The 15262-nt window shown below is 64.4% G+C and carries 17 protein-coding genes; all 17 read right to left on the reverse strand.

The window, feature by feature from the left end:
* Positions 1 to 32: 32 nt before the first annotated feature.
* The 17 genes from DM450_RS02460 to DM450_RS02540 are packed head-to-tail and all read right to left on the reverse strand — an operon-like array spanning position 33 to position 15259.
* On the reverse strand, positions 33 to 1457 hold the full coding sequence (locus DM450_RS02460; protein WP_142632437.1) for a conjugal transfer protein TraH: 1425 nt from the start codon (positions 1455 to 1457) through the stop codon (positions 33 to 35).
* 1 nt (position 1458) lies between these two features.
* On the reverse strand, positions 1459 to 2295 hold the full coding sequence (locus DM450_RS02465) for a conjugal transfer protein TraF (protein ID WP_142632438.1): 837 nt from the start codon (positions 2293 to 2295) through the stop codon (positions 1459 to 1461).
* Positions 2276 to 3979 carry a conjugal transfer protein TraN gene (locus DM450_RS02470; RefSeq protein WP_142632439.1) on the reverse strand — a complete coding sequence of 568 codons (1704 nt, stop codon included), beginning with the start codon at positions 3977 to 3979 and terminating at the stop codon, positions 2276 to 2278. The genes DM450_RS02465 and DM450_RS02470 overlap by 20 nt, the downstream gene beginning before the upstream one ends.
* Positions 3976 to 4686 carry a type-F conjugative transfer system pilin assembly protein TrbC gene (gene trbC, locus DM450_RS02475; RefSeq protein WP_260610098.1) on the reverse strand — a complete coding sequence of 237 codons (711 nt, stop codon included), beginning with the start codon at positions 4684 to 4686 and terminating at the stop codon, positions 3976 to 3978. The genes DM450_RS02470 and trbC overlap by 4 nt, the downstream gene beginning before the upstream one ends.
* Positions 4687 to 4736: 50 nt before the next feature.
* On the reverse strand, positions 4737 to 5765 hold the full coding sequence (traU, locus tag DM450_RS02480) for a conjugal transfer pilus assembly protein TraU (RefSeq protein ID WP_013832768.1): 1029 nt from the start codon (positions 5763 to 5765) through the stop codon (positions 4737 to 4739).
* On the reverse strand, positions 5762 to 6406 hold the full coding sequence (gene traW / locus DM450_RS02485; RefSeq protein WP_142632441.1) for a type-F conjugative transfer system protein TraW: 645 nt from the start codon (positions 6404 to 6406) through the stop codon (positions 5762 to 5764). Before traW ends, traU begins: the two co-directional genes overlap by 4 nt.
* On the reverse strand, positions 6403 to 6927 hold the full coding sequence (locus DM450_RS02490; RefSeq protein WP_142632442.1) for a S26 family signal peptidase: 525 nt from the start codon (positions 6925 to 6927) through the stop codon (positions 6403 to 6405). The genes traW and DM450_RS02490 overlap by 4 nt, the downstream gene beginning before the upstream one ends.
* Positions 6914 to 7309: a type-F conjugative transfer system protein TrbI gene (locus tag DM450_RS02495; protein ID WP_260610099.1), complete on the reverse strand. Its 396-nt coding sequence runs from the start codon at positions 7307 to 7309 to the stop codon at positions 6914 to 6916. The genes DM450_RS02490 and DM450_RS02495 overlap by 14 nt, the downstream gene beginning before the upstream one ends.
* Before the next feature lie 8 nt (positions 7310 to 7317).
* The gene (locus DM450_RS02500; protein WP_142632444.1) at positions 7318 to 7713 is read right to left on the reverse strand and encodes a hypothetical protein; all 396 of its coding nucleotides are present in this window, start codon (positions 7711 to 7713) and stop codon (positions 7318 to 7320) included.
* A gap of 32 nt (positions 7714 to 7745) precedes the next feature.
* Positions 7746 to 10292: a type IV secretion system protein TraC gene (gene traC, locus DM450_RS02505; protein WP_142632445.1), complete on the reverse strand. Its 2547-nt coding sequence runs from the start codon at positions 10290 to 10292 to the stop codon at positions 7746 to 7748.
* Entirely contained in the window at positions 10292 to 11038 is a 747-nt protein-coding gene (locus tag DM450_RS02510; RefSeq protein WP_142632446.1) for a conjugal transfer protein TraV, read from the reverse strand. The genes traC and DM450_RS02510 overlap by 1 nt, the downstream gene beginning before the upstream one ends.
* A 5-nt stretch (positions 11039 to 11043) precedes the next feature.
* Positions 11044 to 11934, reverse strand: a complete 891-nt coding sequence (locus tag DM450_RS02515) for a DsbC family protein (protein WP_142632447.1) — start codon at positions 11932 to 11934, stop codon at positions 11044 to 11046.
* Positions 11931 to 13265 (reverse strand): TrbI/VirB10 family protein, encoded by a 1335-nt coding sequence (locus tag DM450_RS02520; RefSeq protein ID WP_142632448.1) that lies wholly within the window; start codon positions 13263 to 13265, stop codon positions 11931 to 11933. Before DM450_RS02520 ends, DM450_RS02515 begins: the two co-directional genes overlap by 4 nt.
* Positions 13258 to 14016 carry a type-F conjugative transfer system secretin TraK gene (locus DM450_RS02525; protein WP_142632449.1) on the reverse strand — a complete coding sequence of 253 codons (759 nt, stop codon included), beginning with the start codon at positions 14014 to 14016 and terminating at the stop codon, positions 13258 to 13260. Before DM450_RS02525 ends, DM450_RS02520 begins: the two co-directional genes overlap by 8 nt.
* Entirely contained in the window at positions 14016 to 14588 is a 573-nt protein-coding gene (locus DM450_RS02530) for a type IV conjugative transfer system protein TraE (protein ID WP_142632450.1), read from the reverse strand. Before DM450_RS02530 ends, DM450_RS02525 begins: the two co-directional genes overlap by 1 nt.
* A gap of 12 nt (positions 14589 to 14600) precedes the next feature.
* Entirely contained in the window at positions 14601 to 14888 is a 288-nt protein-coding gene (gene traL / locus DM450_RS02535; protein ID WP_007013892.1) for a type IV conjugative transfer system protein TraL, read from the reverse strand.
* Between the two features lie 26 nt (positions 14889 to 14914).
* Positions 14915 to 15259, reverse strand: a complete 345-nt coding sequence (locus tag DM450_RS02540; RefSeq protein ID WP_109807671.1) for a TrbC/VirB2 family protein — start codon at positions 15257 to 15259, stop codon at positions 14915 to 14917.
* Positions 15260 to 15262: the final 3 nt, after the last annotated feature.

Genomic DNA, 15262 nt, shown 5'->3' on the forward strand with positions numbered 1-15262 from the left:
GGCTCCCGCCGCTTTCGGTGCGCTGAAAGGGATCAGTGGGTAAGGGCGCGCGATTGCACGCCGCGCGACCAGTCGAGCGAGGCGGCCATGCCGGGCGACATCGATGCGGCGAGCACGTTCTCGATGAACGCGGTCTTTTCGATGATCTGCATGATGGCGTTGACCTTCAGATGCGTGTTCGCCTGCCTGTCGGCGAGCGCCTGCCGGACGACATTCACCTGACCCTGCCACATGGCGATCTTGGCCTCGTCCGCGCCGATGAAGCTCGACATCGAGCGGCCCGCTTCGCTGACGATCCGGTCGAGGACGGCGAACAGAAGATCGACACTGGCGATCTCCGCCAGCGTTTCGCGATCGTCGGTCGGCATGCCGCGGCCATAGGCCGCCTGGACAGTCAGGATCTTGTAAAGCGGGATCGAGGCAACCTGCAGAAGTTCCTTCTGCGCGTCGGTGATCGCGGTGTCGTCATGGATCGCCTGGACCATGCCGGCAATCAGGGCTGCAACGCGCGGGCGCAGCGCTTTGGATGCGGGAAGGCTGAGCGACTTGAAGCCGGGATCGAGGCACTTGTCCGGCTCGTCGCAGTCGAAGATCAGGACGTTTCCGTTGCTTGTCCCATCGAGCAGTGAGGTGACCAGCGTTGAGGACGCTTCCCCGACGATCGGCACGAACTTGCCCGGCTCGTCATCCTTGGGCGGGACATAGATGATCGTGCCCAGCAGCGTCATTGCATATTCGGCGAGTTCCTCGTCGAAAGTGCCATTCGGCGAGAAAAACGCGGACTTCTTGAGGATCGTCCAGGTGTAGTTTCTCGCCACGGCGGGATTTACGTCGTCATATTTGCCCGAGCCCTGCGCTGTCGTACTCGACCGCTGGCCTTTGGTGCCGCACCCGTGCTTGGCGGCGGCATAGTCGGTGAAGATGCCTTCCGAGTTGCCGATCGCCTCGCAGATCGCCTTGTCGGCCAGATCGCCCTTGGGCCAGATGCCGCCCACAAGCCCCTGCGCCATTTCGCAGGAGTTGATGTTGAGGTTGTTCATGAGCTGAGCCTTCTGGCTGAACTCCTGCATGATCTTCGAGCATTCCGGGCAGACCGTGTCGATCGCCAGGCTGAAAGCGAAGCCCACCGCATTGTTGGCGACAGCCTTCAGCATCGCGACGATCTCATTCGCGTTGATGAAGCTGAAGGATCCGGCAAAGATGTCGATGCCGCCGCAGCCCGCCCGGGCGCGCGGTAGTTGCAGATTGGCGATGTTGGTCGTCTTCTGAGGGAAGCGCGTCCAGACGTTGCCGAGGCTGTAATAGCCTGCCGACTGACCCTCGAACGCGGTCGGCCCATTGACGTTAGCGGCGCCGCCAACATCGTTGAGGAACGAGTCCATCGAACTGCCTACATCGGCCGATGCGCTGGTAAGGGGGAGGGTAGCCGCGAGGATTGCGGCGACGGCACGTTTCATCCTAGTAGTCACGTCCGGCTTCCTTCGATGTGAGGAGGTAAATGCGGTCCTGAAGCTCGTCGGCACTCATCACGCCGTAGCCGATCGGGATGGGCTGGCCCTTGGCGGCATCCCAGAGCACCACCGCCGGCGTGACCTTGGGCTCGAGCCCCATACGGCTGCGCTGGTTGGTCTCGACTGTGTAATTTGGGAAATGGCGTGAGGGGCCGCCGTCCGTCGAAATCGCGCGCACCGTGATGTGCCAGGTCGACGCAACGCTCTGGACGATCGGCGACATGACTTCGCAGGCGCCGCAGCTCTGGGCGAAGAAGTAGAACAGCCCGTAGCGTTCGGACAGCTGCGCCATCACCGCATTGCGCTCGGCGTTGCGCGAGTCCTGCCACTGGCGCTTGCCGAGCGTCGAGACTGGCCGCTGGAGCGTGTAGTCGAGATCAGGATCCTGCCAGATCGCCCGCTGCCAGACATCGCTGAACAGCGATGCCCGGTCGAGCTGGGCGCGCTGAAAACGGATATAGGCCGTCACATTGGCCGGCGTCGGCTCGAGAATCGCCTTGGCTTTCAGTTCGCGCAGATTTGCAGTGATGGCATCGAGCTGGCTCGTCGCACTCGGAGCAGGCTCGGATGTCTCCTCTTGCACTTCGGGCGGCTTGGGCCTGGCGCAATAGAACCAGTACCCAAGGCGTCGCTCCTCGCAGTAGAAGCTGTCCTGGCTGTCGCTGGTCGTGACCAGCGGCGGTTCCTGCCCGTGTGCCGGAGCACTGAGCGCGGGCGCAACGGCGGTGAGCGAGAGGCAGGCGGCAAGCAGCCGCCGGGCGGCCTTATTGGCTGGCGCGGGCATAATAGTCCTCGATTTTTTGCTGGATTTCGGTGGCGGCCTGGAGCTCGTCGGGCAGGCGCGCGGCGTCGGTGAATTCGGCGTAGACCTCGCTGAAATCCATCTTCGAGAGATCGAGCCGCGAAAACTCGTCGATGGTAAAGCCAAGGCACTGCTCGGTCTTGGGCTTGCCCCATGGCTTGTTCAGCTGCTGGCGGCCCTGTTCCTGCAGGATCCGCGAAAGCTTGGATTCAAAGCAGCAATAGACCTTCTTCTTGGTCAGGCAGACGCCCAGGAAGCTGTCCGAGCAATAGGTCCCGACATAGGCGCACAGGCCCTGCGCATCGCGCTGGTGAAGCAGCATTTCCTCGCGGCTGCAGCCGAGCGCGACGAGCAGCTGGATACCCGGAATGAGCGGGAAGCCTTTGCCCTTGCAGCAATTGAGCACGCCGAAGACTTTGGACGAGCAGGTATTGCGCGTGCCCTTGAACAGGGTGAGCGTGTCGGGATCGAACTCGCGCCGTGCCTGGTCCATCGCGTTGAGCGCGACGACTGCATCCTTGAACTCGTCATTGGCCTCGCGCTCGATCGTCTCGCACGAGCCATCGATGCAATAGACGTCGCCGTCGCAGATGAACTGGCTGGTATCGGCAGGCTGGTCCGGGACCGGGCAGTCGTAGACCCGCTCCCAGGTCTTACAGGGCTCACCCGAAAGGCAGTCCTCGCGCACCAGCGAGCAGCCGGGCGTGCTTTCCAGCGTCTGGCAGTCCTGAGCTTGCGTAAATTGGGCGCAGGTATAACTGCGCGACCATGCCCAGCAGGGCTGGGTGACCGCGATGCCGTCGACGATCCGGGTGACAGGATCGCTGTCGGTGCAGGTCTCGGTGTCCTGCTGACATGAATTATCCGCAGCAAGGCCTGCGCACTGGCTTTCGTCCTTGGTTGTGGAGACCGACTGGCGGGTCGAAACACGGATGGGCGTTTCACCCGTGACGGGCGCAGAACAGGTATATTCGTCGACCGGGTCGCCGGGCTCGAAACACTTGAACCCTCCAGGGGTATCGACGCCTTGAAGGCACTTGCCTGGGTGACTTCCAGTCCGCCGGCAGGTCGGAAGCTGAAATGCCGTGCAGTCGGGATCGAGCCTGGAGCAGTAGTAGAGATAGTCGGTGACCGTGGTAACGCTCGTCTGGAGCGTCACCGCGCAGCTCTGGGTGCTGCTATCGACGGTATAGCCGGTATTGCAGGTTGCCTTGTAGCGCGCGGCGGTCCCGCTCGCGGGCGGAAGCGGCACACAGCGGCCCTGCGTCCCGCTCACGCCCATGCCGCTGGTATAGGACAGCGGATCCTCGGCGATCGTCTTCGAGCGCGCGATCGCCGCGTCGAGATCGACCTTGTTGAACTTGGCACGGCGATCCATGGAATCGCGCATGGTCCGGTATCCGGTGTTCGCCGATGCCTGGCTCGCGGCTTCACGCGCCATCCGGTCGGGATCTTCGAAATAATCCGACTGGTTCGGCACACCCCCGAAATTGGGAATGCGGTTTGCATCCGGGTCGGTTGTCGCCGCGCTCTGCGTTGCGGCCGCCTGGTCGCGTCCGAACGCCTTGCCGTCCGCCTTGGCGGCATCGGTTGTGGTTTGCGCCGAGACGCTTGTCGGCAGACAGGCACAGGCGAGGCAGAAAAGGGGGAGGAGAAGCCGCTTCATGGGTCACTCCGTTGCAGGCGGGCAAGATGCTGGGATGCGAGAAGGGCGCCGGGACCCCCGCCTTGGGCGAAGGTTTCGAGCGCATAAGACACGCTCACATTGCCGCTCATCCGGTCGTGGGGCGGAACCTGGGTCCGGCAATCGAAGCCATCGCAGAGATCGAAATCGCTGCTGGTCACCACATAGGTGGGGACCGTCTCGATTCCGAAGGCGCGAAACAGGCGCGGATCGATGCCGACCGCGTCGAGCTTGCCGCCGTCTCCTGCGACTTTCGCGAGCGCTGCGGTCAGGGTCTTGGCGCTGCCTCCTGGCAGCCCGCGAAGCACGACCACACCGCCTGCAAGGGCGACGTCGTCCGCCATTGCGCGCAAGGCCGCCGGCGGCATCGAGAGCGAAGCGAAGGCGATGAAGCGGGGTGCTTCACCCAAGCCCTCGCTGGCCATGGTGCCCGCGTCGGCCACCATCTTGTCGAAATCGAAGACGTCCTCACTTTCTGGCCGCGCGGTTCTTGCCGCCTGCTCGGTGTAGCGCTTGCCGTGCGCCTGGGCTTCGGCGGCGCTGGCATTGGCTTGGCTAAGGACCGCTTCGGCGCGCGCGCGGGCACTGGCGGCAAGCGCATCGGCTTCGCTCGCCTCGACCTTGGCGCGGGCGCGTATCGCTTCGAGATCGAGCTCCGGCTCGCTCGTCTGCGCTGCGGCTCCCGCCATGGCGGCGGCGCCAGTGATCGACGCGATTACAAGGAGATGAGGGAGTATTTTCATAACGCGCAGCAGTTCCGTTTGCGCCAGACCAGATAGCCCATGTCCTCGCCGATGGCGGGATAGACCTGGCCTGCCGACATGAAGGTTGTGGATGCGCCAATGGGCGCGCAGGCGTAGCGGCCCTTGGTCTGCGGATTGGGATTGGTGGCCTGGAAGCGGTATTGCTGCTTCCTCATCACCGGCATCAGATACTTGCCGCAAAGCCCCTTGCTGCCCATCGTGCCCCAGGCGACGAGTTCGCGGTGAAGCTTGTAGGAGAAGCGGGCGAGGGCGAGCCGGGATGCCTGGACGTGCCCGATCGTCGCCGAGACATTGCCATTCAAGGGATACATGCTGCCCTGGCATCCCGCGCACCAGAAGAGTTCGTCGGTCGGGAGCTTGGCCGTCGCAGCAACGCAGTCAGCCGCACAGGCCGCAAGCGCGAGCGGATTGGCGAAGAGAACCGCTTCGGGATTGATGATCGCGGTGAGTTCGCTGTCCTGCCAGAGCGGATCGATCTCGGTGATGTAGAGAATGTCGACCGAGCCCTGCTCGAGGCACAGGAAATCGGCAACGATCTCCATCCAGTAGATCAGCGGATAGGCATACCAGTGGACATGCCACTGCGAATTGTACTGCGTCGCGCCGCCCACCGCCGAAGGACCCGCCATCGACTTGAACCCGATGTCGAAGCCGGGATCGAGTTTCATCCCGCCGAGATTGACGAAGCACCAGGGCTTCATGCTGACGTCGGCAAGTCGCACCGGCTCCCAGAAGCCCATGGCGATGCCCGGCCGCAAACCGCACAGGCAAACGGGAAGCGTCGGATTGCTCGTATCGGGACGGCTCGACGGCCAGATCTTCAGGCCGCCAACCGAAATCGGAAACAGGCACGACCAGCAGATGTCGGTGATCGGATTGACGAACTTGCCCGTGCAGCGGCCCGGACCGGCAGATGCCTGCGCTGGCGAAGCCACGGCAAGGCTGAGGCTGCAGGCAAGGATCGCGCAGCATATCCATGAGAGAAGACGATTTTTTCTGCTCATGACGACGCGCGCTCCTTGGGTCGAACCGGCTGCTCGGTGATGATGAGCACGCGGCCCTGCTGCTCGACGGTTGCGGGCACGGCGCGGATGCCGAAATGCTTCACGAGGCTGCCGCCCTGGTCGAAATAGAAGCGGCGCTGGCGGGCCTTCATCAGTTCAAGCGGCGCGCCGCGCACGAGGATGAGTTTGGCCTTGGTGCTGGCATAGCGCCGGGCTGCCCAGGCAAGCTGCTCGGGGTCGTCCCCGTCGAGGAATACCAGCGGCACACGCAGCGGTACGGTATCGAGCGGATTGACCCGAGTTCCGGCAGCGACGATCACCCGGCCCTTGTCGTCGGCAATGTCGCGCTCGACGCTGATCGTCGGATCAAACCGCCAGCTACGCGCCGCCGCCGCGGCACTGATCCCCGCGACCGGCTCAGGGCGGTTGACGCGCGCGATCGTGCGCCGCTTCAGCTCCTCGTTGAGCTTGGCCGTCTCGCCGGTCTTCTCGAGATGGGTGAGGCGCGCATGGATTTGCTCGAGCAGGTCAGGCTCAATCACCGACCAGACCGTGCCTTGCTGGCCGTAGTCGCGGGCGCTTGCCGGCGCGGCCATCAGAACACCGGCTACGAGGAATGTGGGGGCGCGCAGCGGTGTCACAGGATCGGCCTCCCGACCCCGAGAATGCGCCTGGCGCAGATCCACCCGATTGCCGCATAGCGGCTGTCGAAGCCGTCCTTGTGCGCGGTGGTGACGAAATAGCAGCCTTGAGGCACCACGCCTGTCGGACCGAGCGCCAGTGGCTCGCCGAAACGGCTTTCGCGCTTGGCTACCGCAACCTTGCGGCCATTGACGAAGAAGCTGCGCTCCTTCTCGGTCACGATATCGCCTGGCATGCCGCTCACCTTCTTGCCGAACGGCTTGGGCTTCTTGCCGAAGTGCCTTTCGAGCAGCGGCGAGGCGGGCGGATCGAACAGGATGATCTCGCCGCGCTGCGGCAGCGCGCTGCGATCGAGCCAGATCGCCCAGTAAGGCAGGCTCGGACTCGCGTTGATCATCAGCGCGTGGTCCTTCGAGAAGGCGGCGAGCGAGGTGAGCGCGAGCGCTACCGCGCCAAGCCCTGCCCACAGCGCGAGGCGCCGCCCGGTTGGCGAGTGGAGGACAAGATCAGCGGCGCGCATCGGGAATGGCCCCCACGCGGCGCGCGACATCGGCGCGCACGGCTTCGGTGAAATCGGGCGTGCTGCCGGCTACCACCGCTTCGGCGACAAGGACCGTGCGGCCCTCACGGCCCAGATGTTCGACCGAGGCTTCGACCGCCTGGAGATAGGCCTGGACGCGCATCTTGGTTTCTTCTGGCGGTCGGCCTGCGCGCGCTTCGGCTTCGATGAAGTCGCCCATGATGCGGCTCAGCTGCACGGTCACCACTTCGCGCTTGTCGAGCGCGAGAAGCTTGTCGGTCGCCCAGACGCCCCAGAGCGCCGAGCCGACCATGCTCAAACCGAGCGCGACGGCAGTCCAGTTCACCGCACTCATGCGGCCGCTCAGGGACGGTGTTGCCAATATGTTCTTCACAGCTTTTCTCCCGAGAGTTCGCGCTCGAGATCGTTGATGAAGCGCGGCAGGCGCCAGACCACGACGAGCGTCGCGACGCCGATGAGGACGAACTTGAACTCGTCGAGGAAGCCGACCTGGCGGCCCTGCTCGGCGCCCAGGAAACGGTCCGCAATATTGGCGAGATGGGCGAAGAAGACCCCGGCATCGCCGCCGGAAATCAGGAGGAAGAAGAGCAGCGGGAGCCCGAGCGCCATGAGGTAGCTCGAGGCGAGGAAGGTGCTGCCGCGAAGCACGATGTAGCAAAGGTCGGCGGCATGAGACCGCCAGCCCTTGGCCGGCAGATCGAGGTTGTCGCTGTCGGCACGGGCATCCTGGGCCCGGTCGATAGGCGTGACGAGATGGAGTGGCATCGGTTTTGGGTGTCCTTGGATGGAGGGAGAAGTCAGGTTCGATTGGCAAAGGCGATCCGTTCGATCGCGTCGGCAAGCTGGTGGCCGCGCGCGATTTCGGCATCGATCGCGGCAAAGGTCTGGGGCGAGCTTGAGAACAGCGTCGCCGAATAGTCGTCGAGGACGAGCCGGCCGATGGCTTCGGTCTCCGGGCCCTTGATGAAGACTTCAGAATAGTCGCTGCCCGAACGCTTCAGGCTGCGGATCAGGGTCTCGGTGCGGTCGTCCATGTCGAGGCGCTTCGACGCCTTGAAATCGGCGATCGTCTCGGGCTTCTGCTGGAGGATCAGCATCCAGTCGCTGTTTTCGAGCGCAGCGGTCGCGCCGTCGGACTTGTAATAGTCGTTGAGTGACTGCGTCGCGGTTGCCAGCGCCCCGCCATATTTGCGGCAGGTGCGGGCATAGGTTTCGACGAACTCGCCCATCGAGCCGCCCTTGAGCATCGACCACGCCTCATCGATCAAGAGCAGCTTCCTCACCGAGCGCGGGCTGCGGGTCATGGCCTGGCTGGTCATGAACATGATCGCCGAGAGTACGACGCTGCGCAGTTCCTCGCGGGCGGCAAGGTCCGACATCTCGAAGACGGTAAAGTCGGTGTCGAGATCGAGGCTCGCCTGGCCTTCGAAGAAGGCGCCATAGGTGCCGCCCGCCATGTATGGCGCAAGCGCGGTGGCGAGGTCGCTCGCGGCTTCGTTGCCGAGACCGGCCAATGCTTCGCCGACGCCGGTGATCGAGGCATCGACGCCCCGTTCGCTCCAGACCATGTTGACCGCCCGGTCAATCAGGCCGCGCTCGGTGTCGTTAAGCTTTGCGCTGTGCCGCGCCATCTGGCCGACAATGGCCTTGACCATGCCGAAGCAGTCGAGCCGGTAGTCCTCGTCTTCGGCCGCGCGCTCGCCATCGATCATCGAGAAGGGATTGAGGCAGAAGCCCGCCTTCATCGTGAACTCGACGAACCGGCCGCCTTGCAGCTTTACCGAATGCTCGAAGCTGCGTCCGTCGTCGATGACCACGACCTGAGCGCCAGCGCCGCGAAGCGCGGCGCACATTTCCTGCAGCAGCACAGACTTCCCCGAGCCGGATTTGCCGCAGATCGCGACATTGTGGTTGCCAGCATCGTTTTCGAACGGCGACCAGAAGAAGGGCTGGCCGCGCCGGCCCACGAACAGCAGGTGCGGATGGACGCTGCCGAGATACTCGCCCTGCATGGGAGCGATATTGGCCGCTGTCGTCGAAAGCACGGTCTTGAAGCGCTTCAGGCGCTCCATGTCCGCGCCTAGCCCATCGGCCAGCGTCATCGGCATGGCCGCCAGCAGCCCCTGGATCTGCAGATATCGCTCATCGGCAAGATCCCAGCCCGCCGCCTTGTAGATCGACTTGATCGCGCGTTCGTCGCGGTCCCCGCGGCCGAGTGGGGAGTAGGTCGTCAGGCCATAGAAGACCCGCACCAAACGCCGGCCTTCCTGCAGCTCGGACTGCACATGCTGCCACTCGGCTGCCTGCTCGCCGATGCGGGGCAGAAAACGCGCGCTGCGCGTTCCGGCAAGGCTCGTCGTACGCATGAATTTGAAGCCGGCCTTGGCCGAAGCGGCTTCCTGGTCCGGATAGACGAGGCACAGCATCGTCGCGGCCGGGCAGGGGAAGCGCAGCTTGTCGGTGAACATGTCGCCTATGAGACGCGCGCATTCCCACGGCGCCCAGCGCTGGGGCATGTTGCGCGAGGAAAAATGCCGAACGTCGAACGCGTCGGGATAGACCGTGCCGATCTCGGGAACGCCGTCTTCGATCTTGCCCGTGGCACGAAACCGCTCGGTGACGAGCCGCATCCGGTCTTCGTGGATGACGAGCTCGATATCGTGCCGGATCGCCTGGGCCGCGATCGCGTCGTTGGGATTGTAGGGTACAGCATCATCCTGCGGCGCGGTGGTCGGCGAGGTCAGGTCGTCGATGATTGCGATCAGTTGCTGCGGCTCGACTTCGGCCACGCCCAGATTGAGCGATTTCAGCATGGCAACAAGGCCGTCGCGGGTCTGCTTGAGATCCTCGTTGCTGACCGCCTTGGCCGCAGGCACGCCGACCGAAACGATGACCTGATGGTGCCGGGCGTGGAAAGGCGCATCCTGCGAGCCCGATTCCCAAACGAGACCGTAGAGCCGCCGGGCGCGGTGACGGGCAATCGCCTCGTAAACGCCGCCCTGGACATAGCGCGGCGCAAACCAGGGTGCGACGATCCGGCTGATGCGCGGGGATGCGAGATGCAGGACCTGGAGACAGGCGCCTGCCGGAAGTCCTTCGGAGAAGAACGACCCGAGGATTTCACCGGTGCGTTCGTCCGCCCCGATCAGAGGAGTAACCGAAAGCACGAAGCCTTTGGAGCGCGCGTTGAAGTAGAGCCGGCTCGCCGGATCGTAGACCCGGTAAGGGAGCCAGTCCGACAGCAGGTCGAGCATCAGGGCAGGCCGGTCATGTTCAGCGTGCTCGGCATCGCCCAGAAGCCCGGTGAGGAGCCTGTCGACAATCGTCTTGAGTTTCTCGGCCATCACTTGGGCTCCTTGTGTGCCTTGGCGGCGGCGTTCTTGGCGGCATCGATCGCCTCGATGGTCGGGTAGATCAGCGGGGCCTTGTCGGCAGAGGGCCGAGGGGTTCGATCATGCGGGGGCTGCGCCATGTCGAACCCCTCGACCGCCGGTGCGCTCGCACCGGCAACCGCCTCGCGCGCCGTGGAGGGGAGGGCCAGCGGCGAGGCAGAGGGGATGTCCTCGATCGAGGACGAAGGCTGAAAGGGCTGTCCGAGATCGAACGTCTCGGCTTCGGGCCGTTCGGCCGCGGGAAGGGTGGCGGTTTCCTTCAGGAGATCGCTCTTGGCCTGTGCGGCCTTCAGCTGGCGCCTGAGCTGCCGCATCAGCGGCGGGGCGGTATCCTCGCCTGCCTTGCGGCGCAGTTCTGCGGCCCAGCGCGGATTTTCGACCACCGCCCAGGCGACCGCATCGTCGTGCAGAGTCCCGGTCTCATCGATATGGGCCGGAAAGACGATCCTGAGCGTACGCTCGGATGTGCGGGCCTGATCGCCGGATGCGACGGAAACAGGGGGACGCAGACCGTCATGGACCGGTCCGCTCGCGGACAAATCCTTGGTCGCGCGCGCATCGATCACTTGGCTGGGTGCGCAGTCGCCCTTCGGGGCACGGCAGGTGAAATCGCCTTCGATATTCGTGCCGAAGGTGGCGCAGCCGCTGGTCAGCACGGCAAGGCAGGCAGAGGCGAGAATACGGTGGGAAAATCCCATGACGATTATCCTTTCTTGGCCGGAACTGGGGCAACCGCTTTCGCGGGCTTGAGGAATTCGCGGAGCACGGAAGCCGGGCGATACCCTTCAAGGATCGCGCCGTCGGACGGGCGTACGATCACCGGCGTTCCGTTGAAGCCATGGGCCTTGGCAAAGGCCTCGTTGGCATCGAGCCCGCTCGTGTCACACGGCTTTGGATTGGCGAGGGCGAGACCCGAATAGGCCATATGCAGTGACACCTCAGGGCGCGGCGAGCACAGCACCCGTTCGGCATCGCGGCGGCTGTCGGCCCCGAAGATCGAAATGGGCCGCTCCTCGACGCGCGCGCCGATCGCCTTCAGTTCGGCTTCGAGCTTCTTGCAGTAGCCGCAGTGGAAATCGGAGAAGACGACGACCTTGGGGCCGTTCACCGGTCCCCAGGTGATCGCGCCGTTCGCGGGCAGGCCGGCGAGCGATACCTTCTGCGGGGTGGCGCGCGGGGCGGGCTGGCTTTCTTCGTTGGCATTGCTCCGCCGTGCCCCGCCCGCTGCCAGCAAGTCTGGGTTGAGTGCGAGGAGACGGGCTGCCGTCAGGTCTTGCCGCGCCTCCATGTCGTAGATGCGCCCGATCACCAGATATTTGGCCGCGCGATCGACGTAGAACAGCGTCGATTTCGAGGCGACTTCGCACAGGCCGCCAAGGCCATCGCAGGTGATGGCGTCGATCGGCGTCTTCGGGAGGCGCAGCTTGAGCGCGGCGCGCACCTTTGCCGCGTCGGGAGCCTGAGCCGGGGAGGCGAGGCCGGCCACGCCCCAACCCGTTGCGGCTGACAGGGCGACGACGGCAGCAACGGTCGCCACCGGTCGCAGCCAGCGCCGCGGCTTGGTGGGGGTTGGATCATTTGTGGCGGGGGTCATTGGGAGTTCCTCACGTAGACGCCGTCGAGGAAGACGATCTCGACATCGATGCCGGTCGGCATCTCGACGACGGGTTGGTATTGTTCGGCGCGCTCGATCAGATATTTGCTGACCGTATCGGCGGCATCGGCAGCGCCCTGGCCGAGCCCACCGCCGAGGATGTCGCCGGCAGAGAGCTTCGAGCGGGTGCCATCGGCATTGGTCGTGACGCCGGAGAAGACGCTGTTGGCGTTCGCCGAAAAGCCGCGCCCGAACCCGCCGACAATCCCGGCAAGCAGAGCCTGGCTGACAAGGCTGCCCTCGCGGCTGACGACACGGCCACGCACGCCCGATTTTCCAGCAAAGCTGATGAAGCCTTTGACCTCGCTCACCGCGACGCGCCCACCGGGCTGGTCGCAGGTCATCCGCGCCAGCTTCACGTAAACCTTTTCGGACGAAAGATCGCCGCGCGCTGCGCCATTGACGATGCAGCCCTGAAGCCGCGTGGTCAGAACCTTGCCGTTCTGCATGACCGATCGCGCCGGACCGGTAATGCGCAGCACCACGGGAAGCGGATCGGTCTGGCTCGCGACGCCCGCCGACGCATCGACGCCGACGATGACCTTGGCAGGAGCATAGGAATTGGGCGGCAGATAGTCCGGCGAGTCCTCGACCACCACCGGCGGCGCTTCCGGGCGAGCCGCCCTGAGGCCGCTGGCTCCTGCTTTGTCGGCGGTGAAGCTCATGAGTTTGACTTCACCGGGACCGGGAAGGCCGGTTTCGCTTCCGCCAAGCGCAGAACCCGCAGGGGCAGGCTGAACCGGTCGACCGCGCGCATCGTAGCCACCCGCCTGCGGGCCATAGGCCGGTGGCGGCAGGCTTGCGGCTGCCGGGGCGGCCTGGCTGGCAAGGCGTGACTTGAGATCCGCGTTCTCAGCGGAGATCGCATCGATTGCGGCCTGGCCGTCGACGCGCATCGCCTGGTTTTCCGCCTTGAGTGCGGCCAGCTGGGATTCGATTTCCTCGCGCGGGAGGCTCGCATCCTTCATGGCCTTCTGCTCGCGGGTCACGGCATCGAGACGATTGCCGTAGGTCGCGACGAATTCACGCTGCGAAAGGTCGCGATTGATGAGTCCTGCCGTGTCGATGGTCTGCGCGGCGGTGGGATCATCGCTCTTCGCGCTGTCATCGCCGCCCAGGATGAACCAGCTGCCACCGACAAGCGCGAGTGCGCCCAAGGAGCCAAGCAGAAGCTTTTGCCGCCGTGCGGTCTTCTCGTTGAGGCTGGTTACTGGCGACGGCGATGCCGGATCGGCCTGTACCGGGGTTGAGATCGAGGGAGCATCAGTCATGGCCCAACCCTCCGTTTGAACCGACGATGAAGGCGACCGTGCTTTCTCCCGATTTGAGAGTGGGCTGGGCAATCGAGATTGCGAGTGTCTGGGAGGACGCGAGATCAGCTTCGGCAAGCGTCAGCGGCTTGCGGCCACGGTTCGCCAGGCGGATGACCTTTCCGGCAAGCGCGCTGCCGCGGTAATCGGCGATGAGCTGGATTTCGAGATCGCCGACCCGTGCCGGAAGGGCGGAGGACTGCCTGACTTTGAAGCCATCGACCGTCTGGTCATTGGCCATGGCCTGGATGAGCCGCACTGCGCTCGTCTCCAGCGGCGTTTCGCTTTCCCAGCCAGATGCCTTGTTTGTCGCGATCGCCGGGTTGGTGATGAAGACCTGCACTGCCGGGACAGGCTCGACCTGGCAGGAAACCTTGTAGACGAAGCCCTTCTTGGTCGTGGCGAAGAAGCTGATCGACCGCGCCGCATAGGTCTCGGTCACCGACACGTAGATGTCGCCGCGCAGCGGTTCGTTGGTGACCGCAAAATCGTTGTAGGGCGTGCCGGTCGAGATCTTCGAGACGCTGGCAAACTGGTCGTCGATAAGCGCGAAGCGCGTCAGCTCGCGGGCCGACACGGCGCATTCGATGCTTGCTCCATCTGCAGCCTGTTTGAACTGATCGGCGGCCTGAGCGCCGCTTCCTGAAAATGCGAGGATGGTACTGGCACAAAGAGCCAGGCTCCACGCGCGCGTCTTGCGTCGGTAAGCCATTACTGGGCCTCCTTCGTTGGGTCTTTGGGGGGCAACTGGCTGAAGCCTGACAGCGCGAGACGCAGGCCCCGGTAGGTCCAGTTGAAGCGGAAACGGCGTTCGTCGCTCGCGATAACCTGGGCGCCGACAAAGGTCTTGAGCGTGCCCGTCACATCGGAAGTCAGCCTCTTGGGGTCGACGGTCATCGACCGGATGACGAAGGCCTGGGTGACATCCGAACCCCGTTGCTCTTCGACAATCCGGACGAGATCGGCCTTGAGGCGCCCGTAGCTTGCCGGATCGGCGAGCTTCAGGATCTCGTCCATCCAGTAGTCGAGGCCCTCGGGGCTGCGATTGAGGAGAACGAGCGCGGCATCGCGGGTCACGAGTTCGAGATAGTCGGCCTCGACCCCCGCGCTGCTGACAGTGAGCTGCTTGGGGAGCGTTGGAAGGAGGACGACTTCGCGGTCGCGGGTGGCAGCAAGGCTGACCGCTACGACGAGCGCAATGCCAAGTCCGGCGCTGGTGAGCGCAAAGAGGTTGCGCTGGCGCAGCAGCGACTGCTGACGCTCGTGTGAAATGTCGGCAAACACGGATATCTCCCCTCAACCGGCAAGCAGGCGGCAGTGGGAAGGCGGCGTCGATTTCAGGCCCAGCAATCCGGCCGGCAGATACCAGTAGGCGGCATGGGCTACCCAGGAGCTGGCGCGTCCTGCTTTTGCCTTTCGCAGCGCGAACCAGGCGCCGAAGGCAACGATGATGCCGATAAAGATATGCTGGCTGAGGATTCCCCAGGTGAAGGGGATGAGCATCCCGGCGAACTCGTCGATGGTCCAGAAGCCGATGAGCTCCGGATCGTCGAGCCGACGCGGGATGATATATGGGTCTGCCATGGCGACGCGCCTTCCCGTCCGATGCGTCAGATGACCGCGGTCACGACCGAGGTGACGATCGGAACACCCGTGCCAACGCCGATGCCGACGCCGACCGGAACAGCGACCTGTCCGAGCGAGAACCGGCCCGAGGCGAGACCGATGAGGCCGCCTGCAAGGCTGAGGACGGTGATGATCTTGCCGCCCGAGCCTTCGAGGAAATCCGTGAATTTCGTGAGGGCAGGGGTGAAGGTCGTGTCGGCGCCAGCGTAGGCAGCGCTGGCGGCCAGTGCTGCGACCGCAAGCGGTACTGCAATGGTCATGGCCCGCCCGAACTTCGAGGGGTTGTGATCAATGGCGCCGGAACGCCGGGAGAGGGTGAGAGACTGCATATG

This window comes from Sphingomonas sp. IC081, from assembly GCF_006874585.1.
Taxonomy (GTDB): Bacteria; Pseudomonadota; Alphaproteobacteria; order Sphingomonadales; family Sphingomonadaceae; genus Novosphingobium.

Coding starts and splice junctions, on each gene's coding strand:
- DM450_RS02460 (WP_142632437.1), bottom strand. CDS start 1,457: ATGAAACGTGCCGTCGCCGCAATCCTCGCGGCTACCCTCCCCCTTACC.
- DM450_RS02465 (WP_142632438.1), bottom strand. CDS start 2,295: ATGCCCGCGCCAGCCAATAAGGCCGCCCGGCGGCTGCTTGCCGCCTGC.
- DM450_RS02470 (WP_142632439.1), bottom strand. CDS start 3,979: ATGAAGCGGCTTCTCCTCCCCCTTTTCTGCCTCGCCTGTGCCTGTCTG.
- trbC (WP_260610098.1), bottom strand. CDS start 4,686: ATGGCGGGAGCCGCAGCGCAGACGAGCGAGCCGGAGCTCGATCTCGAA.
- traU (WP_013832768.1), bottom strand. CDS start 5,765: ATGAGCAGAAAAAATCGTCTTCTCTCATGGATATGCTGCGCGATCCTT.
- DM450_RS02490 (WP_142632442.1), bottom strand. CDS start 6,927: ATGCGCGCCGCTGATCTTGTCCTCCACTCGCCAACCGGGCGGCGCCTC.
- DM450_RS02500 (WP_142632444.1), bottom strand. CDS start 7,713: ATGCCACTCCATCTCGTCACGCCTATCGACCGGGCCCAGGATGCCCGT.
- traC (WP_142632445.1), bottom strand. CDS start 10,292: ATGGCCGAGAAACTCAAGACGATTGTCGACAGGCTCCTCACCGGGCTT.
- DM450_RS02510 (WP_142632446.1), bottom strand. CDS start 11,038: ATGGGATTTTCCCACCGTATTCTCGCCTCTGCCTGCCTTGCCGTGCTG.
- DM450_RS02515 (WP_142632447.1), bottom strand. CDS start 11,934: ATGACCCCCGCCACAAATGATCCAACCCCCACCAAGCCGCGGCGCTGG.
- DM450_RS02520 (WP_142632448.1), bottom strand. CDS start 13,265: ATGACTGATGCTCCCTCGATCTCAACCCCGGTACAGGCCGATCCGGCA.
- DM450_RS02525 (WP_142632449.1), bottom strand. CDS start 14,016: ATGGCTTACCGACGCAAGACGCGCGCGTGGAGCCTGGCTCTTTGTGCC.
- traL (WP_007013892.1), bottom strand. CDS start 14,888: ATGGCAGACCCATATATCATCCCGCGTCGGCTCGACGATCCGGAGCTC.
- DM450_RS02540 (WP_109807671.1), bottom strand. CDS start 15,259: ATGCAGTCTCTCACCCTCTCCCGGCGTTCCGGCGCCATTGATCACAAC.